Genomic DNA, 12,329 nt, shown 5'->3' on the forward strand with positions numbered 1-12,329 from the left:
CCCCCCCCCCCCGATCCCGACCACCACGACGTTGCCGCGAAGGCTTCGCTCTGTCGTAGTTTCTTCGGTGCACCATCCCATGTCTGTGATCGCTGCGCGCCGGGAGCCCTGCGGACCCGCGGCGTTATTCTAGCCCCTGCGCCAGTGGCCGGACCCGCCGGGCCATCTCAACCAGCGCCCTGCCAATCTGCTCGCCGCGTTCGTCACTGTACTGGCCCGAGAAGAGCGTCGCTGTGCAGACTAGAAGCGGCGCACCTCTCTCGTCGGTCACGGCAGCCGAGATCGAGTGAAGGCCGTTGACGAAATCCCCGGTGTCCAATGTCCAGCCCCGCTCGCGACCTATTAGAACCTCCTGATAATAGGTCTCGAAGTTTAGCGGGCGGATCCAGCGGATCTCGTTGAAGTAGTGGCGGATCTCATCCTTGCCGAGGGCGAGCATGGCCGCCATGGCCCGCCCGGTCGAGCCAACGAGCAGGGGTAGGCGCTGGCCTATCGCCATGTGTACCCGCGTCTGGCGGGCGCTGGAGGTGGCCATGATCAGCAGCATGCGTATCTCGGACACCCGCCGCCACAGCGACATCGTGACATCGTGCGCGTCGGATACTTCCTGCATCGCGAGGCGGATGTCCGAGAGGTCGCCTCCCATGATCGCGTTGCTTGAGGCTAGGTCGAGCAGGCCAAAACCCAGGCGGTAGCGTTTGGTCTCGGGGTCGTAGCGCACGAGGTTCTCGGCCGCGAGAGTCTGGAGGATGTTGAAGCAGGTGCTGATGTTTAGCCCAAGTTCCTTAGCGATACGGCTGCCGCGGATGGCGCCCGTGGTCTTGGCCAGCAGGCGCAGGATCCGCACTGCACTGACGACGGCACCCACCGGCTTGCCCACGAGAAGCTTCACGGAGCCTTTCCCGGCTTGGCGCGAGGAGGTAGCAGACTTGTTCTCGGGATCGAGGGGTTCGGGTTCGAGCATGATCGTTTCTACCGTTCTGGACACCACGCGTCGGCCCTAAGTCCCTGCCGGAAGGGTATCAATCAGCGCCGCCTCAGTAAAAGGTGTCGCAGCGGATATCTCCAGCGGGCAGCCTGCCCTCGAGCAGCAGCACCCTTTGCACCGCCTGGATCATCGGCGGCGGACCCGCGACATAGGCTACGTGGCCTGCATAATCCCCCGCCATAACGCCGCGCATAACGTCATGGGCAAAGCCCGCGACCACCTTGACCCCCGGCACCTCCCAGTCTGCGGGTGGCGCCGCGCCCTCGTCCGAGAGCGCGACCAAGACGCGCAGCCCGGGGCCTGCGGTCTCGGCGATGGCGCCGAGCGGGGCGAGGCTTGCGAGGTCGGTGGACCGGCGCATGCCAATCACCAGCGTACCGCGGTGGCCGAGGAAATGGCCCGCCAGTGCCGCCGCGCCCATGATCGAGAGGCCGAGCGAGAGGCCCGAGCCACCGGCCACGCAGAGCAGGTCCTCCTCGCGTGCGGGGGCGAAGGTCGTGTGGCCCAACGGCCCGAACATCTCTAGCCGGCTGCCCACCGCATCGGGCGCGAAGAGCCGCTCCGTCGCGGGGCCGCCGGGCTTGCGCTTGACCACGAGCAGCACGTGGTTGGTTCCCTCGGCCGGGGGCGGCGCCGCGAAGCTGAAAGCGCGGCCGCCGGCGATGCCGGGGAAATAGAACAGCCCGAACTGTCCCGCGGCGTAGCGGATCGGTCGGTCGAGCATGAATTCGATCTCCAGCAGCCCGTCCCCGATGGGCTCGGCCCGCAGGATGCGGGCTCCGAACCGCCGGGGGCAGGTCTCGGGCGGACAAAGTGCGGCGCTGGCGCCGTTCAGCGCCAGTTCCAGCGTGCCGCCCTCGCCCGGCTCAGCGGCCGCGCACTGGCAGAGTAGCGCCTCGTCGTTCTTCGGCTTGCGTCCGTAGCCTGGGGCCTCGGGCCAGAGCTTCTCGACGCTGCCCGAGGTGACCCTGGCCTTGCACAGACCGCAGCTTCCCGAGCCGCAGCTATAGGGCACGTCCGCACCTTGGCGCAGCGCCGCCTCGAGCAATGTCTCGCCGGGAGACGCCTCGAATGCGGCGGTGCCTCTGCGCCCCTTCACAGTGATGGGCACTACCCGCCGCTCTGCCGCGCTAGTCTGCATTCGCATGTCCTCCCCGGCCCGACCGGCGGCGTCCGCCTGAGACCTCCCTGGAGCCGCCTGTGGCGCACCCCGGCTTCGAGATCACTCTTCCATGTAGGCGTATTTCAGCTCCTCCTCGAACCAGATGTAGACTTGCCCGTTCTCATGCTTCGTCCGGTAAGTCTTGATCGGCTCCTCGGCCATTCCGACAGGGTCGCCGGTCTCCATATCCCACTGCCACAGGTGCTGCATGCAGGTGATGAGCTTGCCGTCGCAGGTGCCGAAGGCGAGCTGCGCCTCCATGTGCGGGCAGAGCGCGGGATAGGCGAAATAGCCCGTCGCGTTACGCGCGATCAGGATGCCGACGCCATCGACCTCGAATTCCTTCATGTCGTTCTCTAGCACGTTGTCGGCGCCTTCGATCAGCTTCCACGTCATCTCTTTTCGTTCCTCCATCCGGGCCGGTCAGGGCCCTCACGATCGTTTCACGCCCTACACCGCCGCCGCCTGTATCCCCGCCGCAGCGCGACGCGGACTCCGGTCAGGGAACCGGGGCCGGCGGACTCGCGGAATAGCCGGCCGCCGCGAAAAATAAGTTGACCAAACTCTAAGGCCTAGGCAAGAATTATCTCAATCAAGGACTGAATTTTCTATGGAGGAAAAGTGATGCACGAAACCAACGTCGATCTATTCGATCCAGGATACTTGGCGAACCCCTATCCCACCCTGAAGCAGCTCCGCGAGGAGAGGCCGGTCTACTGGGACGACCAGGTGAAGGGCTGGGTGGTGACGCGCCATGCGGATGTGAAGAATATCCTCGGCCGGGCCAACGACTTTTCGAACTCGCGCATCCGGCCCTTCCTCGACTACATGCGCAGGCAGGGCATGAACGAACTGGCCGAGGTCGGCGAATCGGTCACCGAATGGGTCGTGTTCCTCGACAAGCCGCCGCATACCAAGGTGCGGATGGTGCTGAATCAGGCCTTCCTGCCGGCGATCCCGGGAATGGAGAGCTTCGTCCGCGAGAAGGTGAACAAGTTGCTCGACGATCTCGAGGGTCGCGAGCGCTTCAACCTCCTCGACGACTACGCTGTGCCGCTGCCGACGGCGGTAATCGTGGCGATGTTCGGCCTGCCGCCCGAGCACGCCGAGATGATCAAGCACTGGTCGGACGAATTGGCCGCCTTTATCGGCGGGGCACGGCTTGACCCCAAGCGCGCCGAGCGCTCGACCGAGGCGATCCGCGAAATGCGCAAGTATTTCGCGGCGGTCATCGAGGACCGTAAGAAGAACCGTGGTACGGATGTGATCTCGTGTATGATCAATTACAGTGAGAAACTGCCCGAGCCTTTCACCGACGAGCAGTATCTGCAGACCTGCACGATTCTGATCTTCGCTGGCCATGAGACGACAACCGACCTGATCGGAACCGGCATCTACAACCTCTTGCGTAACCCTGACCAGATCAAGGTACTCAGGGAGCATCCCGAATACGTCGACAACGCCATCGAGGAACTGCTGCGATTCGACAATCCAGCGGCCTGCCTGGTCCGGGTGTCGATGGTCGACACCGAGATCGGCGGCCAGCAGATCAAGCAGGGCGACCGTCTTTTCTGCATGATCCTGGCGACGAACCGCGATCCTTCGGTCTTCGCCGAGCCCGATAAGCTCGACGTCACGCGCAAGCCGAAGGGATCTCTGCACTTCGGCTACGGTGTCCACCTATGCCTCGGCGCGCCGCTGGCCCGGCTCGAGGGTCGCATCGCGATCACTGAATTCCTCAAGCGTTACAGCGGCGTGCAGCTAACCGACACGCCGCCCCCATGGCGCGAGGCCTATGTCGTGCGCGGGGTGAGTTCGCTCGAGCTGCGCAACCCCCGCGCTATCGCGGCCGGGTAACGCGAGACATAGTATCCCCAGGATTCCCCCTGGGGCGGTTGAGCCATATCTTTGCAATCTGAGGCGAAAATGACGGAATACAAGCACATCGTCGTGGAGAAGACCGACGCGATCGGCTGGATCACGATCAACCATCCTGAGCGCTACAACGCCTTCGACCACGCGACGATCCGAGAAATGGGAGACGCCTTCGAAGCCTTCGGCTTCGACCCGACGGTGGGGGTCGTGGTCCTGACGGGCGCGGGCAAGGCCTTCTCCGCCGGAGGCTACCTCGCCGATCTGGCGAACTTCAGCGTGACCAAGGCGCGCCAACTCTTCGCCTCGGCGGGGCGCACGCTCAGCCTGATGCGCCACATTCCACAGCCGGTGATCGCGATGGTCAACGGCTTTGCGGTCGGGGGCGGCAACGAGCTGGTGATTTGCTCCGACCTGGCCATCGCCTCGGAGGAGGCGCGCTTTGGCCAGACCGGGCCGCGGATCGGCTCCTCGCCCGTCTATGGAGCGACGAACCTGCTCGCCATGACCGTCGGTGAGAAGAAGGCGCGCGAGGTCTGCTACATGTGCCGCCAGTACACAGCGCAGGAAGCGCTGGAGATGGGCTGGATCAACAAGGTCGTTCCCGCCTCGGAACTGCGCGCCGAGGTGATCCGCTGGTGCGAGGAACTGCTCGACAAGAGCCCGGCCTACTTGGAACTGTCGAAAGTCACATCGAACGTCTGGTGGGACATGCTGACCCCGGCCATGGCCCATGCCCAACAGACGCTGCTGCGTCTGGCTGGCGGCGAGGAGATGACCGAGGGCGCGGGTGCGTTCATGCAGAAGCGCAAGCCGGACTTCCGCCGCTTCCGAAAGTAGCGCGGGCAACCATCTGGAAGGGGCCGGCGCGGCCGAGTCAATTCGTCCAATCGGGAGGCGGACCGGCTGCCAGCCGCGGTGCGGGTGTTCGGCTGCAGGACCGCGCGGAAAGACAGGGGAACAGGCAAGTGGCAAGGCGACTGGAAGGCAAGATCGCGCTCGTAATGGGCGCAGGGTCGATCGGCCCCGGCTGGGGCAACGGCAAGGCGACGGCGGCGCTCTTCGCGCGCGAGGGTGCCAGGGTGGTGGCGGTGGACCGCGACGCGGCAGCCGCGGCGGAGACCGCGCGCGTGATCCGCGAGGAGGGGGGCGAGTGCATCGAGGCGGTGGCCGACATCTCGGTGGCCGCCGACGTGGATGCTGTGGTCCATAAAACCATCGACACTTGGGGCCGGATAGACGTGCTGCACAACAACGTCGGCATCGTCGGCCTCGGCAACGCGCTCAAGGTCACCGAGGCGACTTGGGAGCAGTCCTTCGCGGTCAATTCGCGCGGACTGATGCTGAGCTGCCAGAAGGTGATCCCACACATGGTGGCGCAGGGCGGTGGCTCGATCATCAACATCTCGACCATCGCCTCCGTGCGCTACCTCGGCTTCTCCTACACGGCATATGACGCGAGCAAGGCGGCGGTGAACGTGCTTACGCGTTCGATCGCGGTGGATTTCGGGCCAAAGGGTATCCGCGCCAATACGATCCTCGTGGGGATGATGGACACGCCGCTTGCCCGTGGCGGGATCGTGGCAGCGGGCCGCGACATCGACGCGATCTATGCCGGCTACACCAAGCAGATCCCACTCCGGCGGATGGGCACCGGCTGGGAGACGGCCAATCTGGCGCTATTCCTCGCCTCGGACGAGTCCTCGTACATCACTGCGGCAGAAATCCCAGTAGATGGTGGGCTGATCGCGCGCTGCCTGTGAACGAAGGGGCGCCTCGGCAGGCGGGGCGCCACTCACGAACCATGAAGGTCCTGCCAACATGATACCCAGAGTGATAGCGGCCAGAAGGTCTTCATTACCAACGCGCAGGGGGCGTACGTGATGATCGTCGCCTGCAAAACAGATCCGGCTGCGGGCGGCAAGGGCGTCAGTCTGATCCCGGTCGAGAAGACCCGCCCCGGGAGGTCGAGGATTCCGATCCTACATGGGTTAACGAGCTACGGAATCGCCGACCATTCGATCCTGCGTATGTTCCGCGGCAACGATTCGGCCTGTCCGCAGCGGCCGGACATGCGCTTCTGTCCGGGCGAGGCGCAGCGCGCCGAGGCTTGGGACAATGCCCTCGGCATCGCCTCGTTCCGCGTCCGCGCGATCGAGCGCGAACCCCTGGTGACCAACAATGGCCGTGCCGATTTCGTAACCTGACCGGAACCGACAGGGCATCCCATGAACAGACCAGAGACTGCCGGTACGCTGAGACAGGTGCACCCGACGGCCCCGATCCTCGACGTGAAGGGAGTCAACCTGCGCTTCGGCGGCGTCCGGGCGCTGTCGGACGCGTCCATGCACGTCGGCCAGGACGAGATGGTGGCCGTGATAGGGCCGAACGGGGCGGGCAAAACCTCGCTCCTGAACAGCCTCTCGGGCTTCTATCGCCCGCAGGACGGCGAGATCACGCTCTTCGGCGAATCGATCCTTGGCATGGCGCCGCACCGGATCGCCAAGGCCGGTATGGTGCGAACCTTCCAGGGCATTCATGTCCTGTCCACGCTTTCGGTGATCGAGAACATCATGCTCGGCTGCGGGTTCAACGCCCGCAGCACGCTGTTCGAGTCGTTCTTCTACCACGTCCTCACGTGGCGCGAGGAGATGGCGCTGCGGGCCAAGGCCGAGGAGATCGCCGACTTTCTCGACCTCGGCCTCGTCCGCCACCAGCCGGTGGGGACGCTGGGCTACGGGCTGCGCAAGCGGGTAGACCTCGGCCGGGCGCTGGCGCTCGAGCCGAAGATCCTGCTGGTGGACGAGCCCATGGCAGGCATGAACGGCGAGGAAAAGGAGGATCTGGCGCGCTTTCTCGTGGACATCCGTGAGTTGTGGAAGATCCCGATCGTCATGGTCGAGCATGACATGTCGGTCGTCATGGACCTCGCCGACCGAATCTACGTGCTGAACTTCGGCCAGGTGCTGGCCCATGGCAAGCCGGCCGAGATCCAGACCAACCAGGACGTCATCAGGGCCTACCTCGGTGGTTCCTATAGGGCGGGCGGCGCAGCATGATGAAGCCGGTGAAGTCCGAAACCATCCCGCAACTCCTGCTGGATCGCGCGAGGCGCACCCCCGACATGGTGGCCCAGCGCCACAAGCGGCTGGGAGTCTGGGTGGAGTTCTCTTGGGCGCGCGTTGCCGACGAGGTGCTGGCGCTGGCCTCGGGCTTGATCGCCATGGGACTTCAGCCGCGCGAGACCGTGGCGATGATCGGCGAGAACGAGCCCGAGCATTTCTGGGGCCAGGTCGCGGCGCAGGCCGCGGCGGGGCGGGCGGTCTCGATCTACCCCGATTCGACCCCCGCCGAGATCAAGTATATCCTTCAAGATTCCGAGGCGAGATACCTCCTCGCCCAGGATCAGGAGCAGGTGGACAAGGCGCTCGAGATCCTGCCCGAATGCCCCGGCATCCGGGCGGTTATCTACTGGGACGAGCGGGGTCTGTGGTTCTATGACAACAAAATGCTGCACACCTACCGGAGCGTGCAGGACACGGGACGCGAACGGCGCAAGAGCCATCCGGGAGAAGCCGAGGCGCGCGTCGATTCCGGCCAGCTCGATGACACCGCGACGCTTTGCTACACCTCCGGCACCACAGGCGCCCCTAAGGGCGTGATCCTGACTCATCGCTACATCTTCGACAATGCCGCGCGGCTTAACAACGGCTTCAAGATCCGGCCGGGCGCGCAATACCTCAGCCAGATCCCGCTGGCCTGGGCGCTTGAGCAGATCTCGGCCGTGGTGCTTGGCATGTCGGTGCCGCTGGTCGTGAACTTCCCGGAACAGCCCGAGACGATACGCCATGATACGCGCGAACTGGCGGTGGAGGTCATCGTGTTCAGTCCCCGCCAATGGGAGGGGCTGGCCTCGGGGCTTGAGTCGCGCATGCTCGACGCGGGGCCGGTCCGGCAGTGGCTCTACCGCAAGGCGCTGGCCGTCGGCATGGCCCGGGCGATGGCGCGGCTGGATGGGCGGCGACTGCCGCTCTGGGTGCGGCTCCTGCATCCGCTCGCCCAGGCAGCGGTGCTCTGGCACATCCGCGAGAACCTCGGCCTCAGCAGGGTGAAATGGGCGATGTCGGCCGGAACCGCGATGGCGCCCGAGATCTTCCGGCTGTTCCACGCGCTCGGCGTGCCGCTGCGCAACATGTACGGCACCTCGGAATACGGGCCGGTCACGCTGCATCAGGGCGACGTCTTCAACGTCGAGACGGTGGGCCGATTTCTCGTGGGCGACCCCGACCTCGGCCCGCCATTGGAATGGAAGCTCGGCGACAGCGACGAGCTGATGCTGCGCGGTGGGGCGGGCTTCGCCGGCTACCACAACAAGGAGAATTCGACCGCCGAGCGATTCAAGGACGGCTGGTATGCGACCGGCGACGCGGTGAGCGTGACAAAGGACGGCGAGATCATCTTCCTTGAGCGGGTCTCGGACATGCGGGTACTTGGCGACGGCCACCGCTACCCACCGCAGTTCATCGAGATGCGGCTGCGCTCGAGCCCGTTCATCAAGGACGTGATGGTAATCGGCGACGAGCGGCACGGCTTCGTCACCGCGCTGATTAACATCGACGAGGAGATGTGTTCCTCGTGGGCTGAACGGCGCAACATCGGCTTCGCCAACTTCGCTGACCTGTCCAAGCGGTCCGAGATTTACGAACTGGTGGCCGAGGCCATCCGCAAGATGAACGGGGTGCTGCCGCCCAAGTCGCGGATTGTGCGCTTCGCCAACTTCCCCAAGAACATCGACCCCGACGACGGCGAGCTGACGCGGTCGCGCAAGCTCAAGCGCGGATTCATCGAAAGCCGCTACAAGGACATCATCTCTGGGCTTTATACCGAGGGAGTCGAGATGGTCAGCACCTCGATCCCGATCTCCTATCAGGGCGGGGGCAGCGGGATCCTACATGCCGACGTGCCGATCATGACCGTAGTGGCCACGGACGGGTGCCACGTGCGCGTCCATCCCATGGCCAGGGCCGCGAAAACTCAGAGGATCATCGCAAGATGACGCTATTTCTAACCCTCGTAATCAACGGCGCTCTGCAGGGACTGCTCTATGCCCTGGTCGCCATCGGCTTCAGCGTCATCTATCGCTCGAGCAAGGTATTTAATATTGCCCAGGGCGAACTCGTCGTGCTCGGCGGCTTCCTGGTCTGGCTGGTGGTCACCGGAACGGCGCTGCCGCTTTACTTCGCGCTGCCGCTCTCGCTGGTCCTTGCGGTCGCCTCGGGATGGCTAATCGAGCGCATCTTTTTCAGGCGTCTCATCGGCGAGCAGGTCTTCGCCATGGTGATGATGTCGATCGCGCTGCTGATCTTCATGCGGGGCTTCGTGCTGGTGGTCTTCGGGGCCCACGTGCGGTCGTTCCCGGCGATCTTTCCTACCAAGCCGATCATCGTCTCCGGCGTGCTGGTGATGCGTCCGCTGCTCTATGGCGGCATCCTTACAGTGTTGATCGCCTTCGGCCTCAGTTACTTGTTCAATCGTACCCGCACCGGCCTCAGCCTGACCGCGGTGGCCGAGAATCACCGCACTGCGATGGATCTCGGCATTTCGGTGCGTCGCGCCTCACAGATCGCTTGGACACTCGGGATGGTGCTGGCCACGATCGGCGCCGTCGTCGCGATGAACGGCAATTCGATCAACTTTCTGGCCTCGGGGATCGGCTTCATCGCGATCCCGGTGGCGCTTCTCGCCGGGCTCGAGGCGATCACGGGGATGCTGCTGGCTGGGGTCCTGATCGGCATGGCCGAGCGGCTGACCGCCGGCTACCTCGACCCGCTGATCGGGGCCAACTTTGCTTCGGTCCTGCCCTATCTGCTGATGTTGCTCATCCTGACTTTCCGTCCCTCCGGCTTCTTCGGCTGGAAGACCATCGAGAGAATCTGACTCATGTTTCGCAATCCTGCGGGAGTCTTCCCGCTGTCCTACCGACAGGACATGGGCTTGGTGCGCAGCAGGTCGCAGCTCGTCTGCCTACTGCTGTTCATCCTGCTGCTGATCCTTGGGCCTTGGTACTTCAGCCCGCGGATGCTGGCGATTATGAATACCTCGATGATCATGGCTGTTGCTGTGCTGGGGCTGCAGATCAACCTCGGCTATGCTGGACAGGTTAACCTCGGCCAGGCCGCCTTCATGGGGGTGGGGGCCTATGCCAGCGGGGTGCTGGCCAACTTCAGCGGGCTCGGCTTCATTCTGGTGATCCCGCTCGCGGGGTTGGCCTCGGCGGTCTTCGGCTATCTCTTCGGGGTGGTCGCGGCCCGGATTAAGGGCTTCTACCTCGCGCTGACCACGCTCGCGGCGCAATTCGTGTTCCACTTCGTGGTCATCAACCTGCCTTCGGAATGGGCCGGCGGCGCCAAGGGTCTGGCGCTGGCGCCGGCCTCGCTGTTCGGATTCCAGTTCAACTCCGAGTCGAGTCTCTACCTGCTTAACCTCGCGGTGCTGGTCCTGATGACATACGGTGGTTTTAGCATCGTGCGGGGCCGCCATGGGCGCAATCTAGTCGCCGTCCGCGACGAGGATACCGCCGCCGGCATTATGGGGGTTGATGTGGTGGGCACTAAGGTCAACGCTTTCCTCATCGGTTCGTTCTTCGCGGGCGTGGCCGGGGCGCTCTGGGCCTATTACCTGCGCTACATCTCGGTCGATCAGTTCACGTTGTTCAATTCGATCTGGATGATCGGCATGATTATCGTGGGCGGCATGGGCTCGATCACCGGGGCGCTGATCGGCGTGGTGGTGGTGCGGGCAATCCAGGAGGGCATCACCTCGGTGGCCCCGATCGTGGCCGAAGCTGTGCCCTCGCTTGGGGGCGAACTGATTTTCGCCAGCTACAACATGGTGCTGGGCATTCTGATCGCGGCCTCGCTGCTGATTGAGCCGAAGGGGCTGATGCACCGCTGGAACACAATCAAGTCGTCCTACCGTATCTGGCCGTATCCCTTCTGACGAGGGGTTGCCCCCGCGTCCGGCGGGACTCCGGACAGCCAATATGACAAAGGAGTAACTCGTGGGAATTGCGAAACTGAAGCTGGCGGCGGGGCTCGCCGCAGCGCTTTTCAGCGGGGCCGCGGCCCTGCCGGCACGGGCCGAGACCAAGATCATGGTGCCGGGCTGGGCCGATTATTCCGGTCCCTATGCCGACATCATGCCCGGCTGGGAGGGCGGCCGCGTCGCGGTGATCGAATGGTGGAACGCCACCAAGGGCAAGGAACTGGGCGTCAAGCTTGGCTACAAGGGCTTGGACGGGCGCTATGACCCGGCACAGGTGGCCAGCCTCTGGCCGGGCATGCTGAGCGAGTTCAAGCCGGTCATGGTCTTCGGGATGGGCGGGGCCGACTACGCGGCGCTGAAGACACGCCTGGCCGAGGACAAGGTGCCGATGGTCTCGCCCACGGGCGGCTACGGCTTCACTTGGGCCAAGAACCCCTGGTCGTTCAACCTGCGCCCGACGCTGGCCCATGAGGCGGCGATGTACGTCGAGTGGCGGCGCAAGGCTGAGGGACTGACCAGGCCGCTAAAGGTGGTCGTGGTCGCCTCCGAGGCGGCGCCGGCTTGGGTGGACACTGTGAACGGGATCAAGTCCTTTGCCGCCGGCAACCCCGACAAGCTCAAGGTCGTCAACGTGATCTGGACGACGCCGCAGCCGACCGACCTCAGCACCGACGTCTTCGCCGCGGTGGGCAAGGGGATCGACGCGATCATCGTCATGACCAACACCGCCGGGTCGGTCGCGGTCAAGCGCGCGCTCGACAACGTGGGTTCCAATGTGCCGCTAGTGCTGGGGGCCCACAACGGGCTGACGGCGGCAGGCGCCGCGATCGGCGGGATGGAGAAGCTGAACAATACCTTCGAATGTGCCGCCGTGGCCGCCCCGGTGAAAGGGACCGAGGCGGCGGCCTTCTATGACAAACTCAAGAGTTCCTACGGGCTCAAGGCCAATTGGAACAGTTCGACGATCCTGGGCATCAGCCAGGGCCTCTTCGTCGTCAATATTATGGGAGAGGCGATCAGCCGGTACGGGGCCGATGGGCTCACTGGTGAGAAGATGCGCGAGTTGATCCTCCACTACACCGTTCCTGCCGCCGACATGCATGGGTTCACCGGCGACATGGCGATGAACAACGATTCCTCCTTCCCGCTCAGGGGGCTGATTGGCTACTGCGCGACGGTCAAGGACGGCGCCTTCACGGTGCTCGACGGGGCCGTACCGGTTCCCGAGATCAAGAAGTGGTAGGACGGCGGGCGGCCGGGGGT

At 64.5% G+C, this 12,329-nt stretch carries 12 protein-coding genes; 9 read left to right on the forward strand and 3 right to left on the reverse strand.

Annotated elements, in window-relative coordinates; translation table 11 throughout:
- Positions 1 to 124 precede the first annotated feature (124 nt).
- From EPO41_RS01630 to EPO41_RS01640, 3 genes are all read right to left on the reverse strand, one after another.
- Entirely contained in the window at positions 125 to 964 is an 840-nt protein-coding gene (locus tag EPO41_RS01630; protein WP_296319559.1) for an IclR family transcriptional regulator C-terminal domain-containing protein, read from the reverse strand.
- 73 nt (positions 965 to 1,037) lie between these two features.
- Complete coding sequence (locus tag EPO41_RS01635) at positions 1,038 to 2,129, reverse strand: 2Fe-2S iron-sulfur cluster binding domain-containing protein (protein ID WP_296319561.1); 1,092 nt, start codon at positions 2,127 to 2,129, stop codon at positions 1,038 to 1,040.
- A gap of 81 nt (positions 2,130 to 2,210) precedes the next feature.
- Complete coding sequence (locus EPO41_RS01640) at positions 2,211 to 2,546, reverse strand: Rieske 2Fe-2S domain-containing protein (protein ID WP_296319563.1); 336 nt, start codon at positions 2,544 to 2,546, stop codon at positions 2,211 to 2,213.
- Between the two features lie 228 nt (positions 2,547 to 2,774).
- On the opposite strand from EPO41_RS01640, the gene EPO41_RS01645 reads away from it, so the two are divergent.
- From EPO41_RS01645 to EPO41_RS01685, 9 genes are all read left to right on the forward strand, one after another.
- Positions 2,775 to 4,007 carry a cytochrome P450 gene (locus EPO41_RS01645; RefSeq protein ID WP_296319565.1) on the forward strand — a complete coding sequence of 411 codons (1,233 nt, stop codon included), beginning with the start codon at positions 2,775 to 2,777 and terminating at the stop codon, positions 4,005 to 4,007.
- Positions 4,008 to 4,076: 69 nt separating this feature from the next.
- Complete coding sequence (locus EPO41_RS01650; protein WP_296319567.1) at positions 4,077 to 4,862, forward strand: enoyl-CoA hydratase-related protein; 786 nt, start codon at positions 4,077 to 4,079, stop codon at positions 4,860 to 4,862.
- Positions 4,863 to 4,990: 128 nt separating this feature from the next.
- A complete protein-coding gene (locus tag EPO41_RS01655; RefSeq protein ID WP_296319569.1) occupies positions 4,991 to 5,785 on the forward strand; it encodes an SDR family NAD(P)-dependent oxidoreductase in 795 nt (264 codons plus the stop codon).
- Between the two features lie 117 nt (positions 5,786 to 5,902).
- Positions 5,903 to 6,229 (forward strand): hypothetical protein, encoded by a 327-nt coding sequence (locus EPO41_RS01660; RefSeq protein ID WP_296319571.1) that lies wholly within the window; start codon positions 5,903 to 5,905, stop codon positions 6,227 to 6,229.
- 21 nt (positions 6,230 to 6,250) lie between these two features.
- Complete coding sequence (locus EPO41_RS01665; protein WP_296319573.1) at positions 6,251 to 7,081, forward strand: ABC transporter ATP-binding protein; 831 nt, start codon at positions 6,251 to 6,253, stop codon at positions 7,079 to 7,081.
- Positions 7,078 to 9,078 carry an AMP-binding protein gene (locus EPO41_RS01670; protein ID WP_296319575.1) on the forward strand — a complete coding sequence of 667 codons (2,001 nt, stop codon included), beginning with the start codon at positions 7,078 to 7,080 and terminating at the stop codon, positions 9,076 to 9,078. Before EPO41_RS01665 ends, EPO41_RS01670 begins: the two co-directional genes overlap by 4 nt.
- Positions 9,075 to 9,959 (forward strand): branched-chain amino acid ABC transporter permease, encoded by an 885-nt coding sequence (locus EPO41_RS01675; protein ID WP_296319577.1) that lies wholly within the window; start codon positions 9,075 to 9,077, stop codon positions 9,957 to 9,959. Before EPO41_RS01670 ends, EPO41_RS01675 begins: the two co-directional genes overlap by 4 nt.
- A gap of 3 nt (positions 9,960 to 9,962) precedes the next feature.
- A complete protein-coding gene (locus EPO41_RS01680; RefSeq protein ID WP_296319579.1) occupies positions 9,963 to 11,021 on the forward strand; it encodes a branched-chain amino acid ABC transporter permease in 1,059 nt (352 codons plus the stop codon).
- A gap of 61 nt (positions 11,022 to 11,082) precedes the next feature.
- Complete coding sequence (locus EPO41_RS01685; RefSeq protein ID WP_296319581.1) at positions 11,083 to 12,309, forward strand: ABC transporter substrate-binding protein; 1,227 nt, start codon at positions 11,083 to 11,085, stop codon at positions 12,307 to 12,309.
- Positions 12,310 to 12,329: the final 20 nt, after the last annotated feature.

The sequence above is a fragment of the Reyranella sp. genome, from assembly GCF_004297265.1.
In the GTDB taxonomy this organism is placed as follows: domain Bacteria; phylum Pseudomonadota; class Alphaproteobacteria; order Reyranellales; family Reyranellaceae; genus Reyranella.